At 56.9% G+C, this 1,045-nt stretch carries 1 protein-coding gene and 1 pseudogene; one reads left to right on the top strand and one right to left on the bottom strand.

Annotation, left to right across the window (positions count from 1 at the left end):
- Window positions 1-116: 116 nt before the first annotated feature.
- Complete coding sequence (locus tag I5W_RS25910) at window positions 117-662, bottom strand: VOC family protein (protein WP_044531418.1); 546 nt, start codon at window positions 660-662, stop codon at window positions 117-119.
- Between the two features lie 175 nt (window positions 663-837).
- On the opposite strand from I5W_RS25910, the pseudogene I5W_RS25905 reads away from it, so the two are divergent.
- Window positions 838-1,045: pseudogene (locus tag I5W_RS25905) on the top strand (MarR family winged helix-turn-helix transcriptional regulator); the annotation flags it as partial.

Here is a 1,045-nt window from a genome sequence, read left to right as displayed (position 1 = left end):
GCCCGCTGCGCTGCTCATTGGATTGGCGATAGGCGAAACGGGGATAGGTGTAGGTACTTGGCATGGCTGTCTCCTGCGGATGTCGATGTTGTTGTCGTGGTGGATGTTGGTGTTTTTTACTGTGCCGCTGCCGTGAACTCCTGTGCGTGCATCCAGGCCGCATGTTTGGGGGCGCGGCGGGTGCGCGACCATTCTTCGAGCATGTCCCATTTCACTTCGTCCAGGCGCTGCATCTGTTCTGGCGTGGCGCAATCGGCGGCCAGTTCGATGCGATGACCGCTGGGATCGAAGAAATAGATGGACTTGAAGATAGTGTGATCGGTGATGCCGACCACATCGATGCCATCGGCCTGCAGGCGCTGCATCACTTCGGTCAAGGTGGCTTCGCTATCGACCTTGAAAGCGATGTGCTGGACCCAGGTGGGGGTATTGGTATCGCGTCCCATGGCCGGTGAATTGGGAATCTCGAAGAAGGCCAGCACATTGCCATGGCCGGCATCCAGGAAGATGTGCATGTAGGGATCGGAAGCCTTGGTGGAGGGTACCTGGTCTTCGGCAATGGCCAGGATGAAATCCATGTTCAGGTATTTCTGGTACCACGCGACGGTCTGCTGGGCGTCCTTGCAGCGGTAGGCGACGTGGTGGATACGATCGATTTTCATGCTGGGTCTCCTTGGATGGACTGGGTATAATTAGTAACGTTTGTTACTATATGGACGATTGCGCGACACGGTCAACGTACGAGGAGGCAACATCTCGTCATCTGAACAATGGATTTGATATAGATCAAGTCCGCATGGGCTGCCACGACTTGGTAACGTCTGTTACCATACCGGCATGAAACTGCAAGCTTTCTTTCCTTATCAATTGGCGCAATTGGCCGAGGCGGTAAGCCGCTCGGTGGCCAGCGTCTATGCCGACCGTTTCGGGCTGACCCGCGACGAATGGCGCATCCTGGCCGCCCTGGCCGAAGAAGGCCAGATGCAGGCCAGCGACCTGGTGCCGCATACCTCGCTGGACAAGATGCAGGTCAGCCGTGCCCTGG

This window comes from Herbaspirillum sp. B65 (genome assembly GCF_000333555.1).
Lineage (GTDB): Bacteria > Pseudomonadota > Gammaproteobacteria > Burkholderiales > Burkholderiaceae_D > Herbaspirillum > Herbaspirillum rubrisubalbicans.
This window is presented reverse-complemented; position numbering and strand designations above follow the sequence as displayed.

Excerpts from the sequence above, each read along its gene's own strand:
- I5W_RS25910 (WP_044531418.1), bottom strand. The coding sequence starts at position 662 with ATGAAAATCGATCGTATCCACCACGTCGCCTACCGCTGCAAGGACGCC.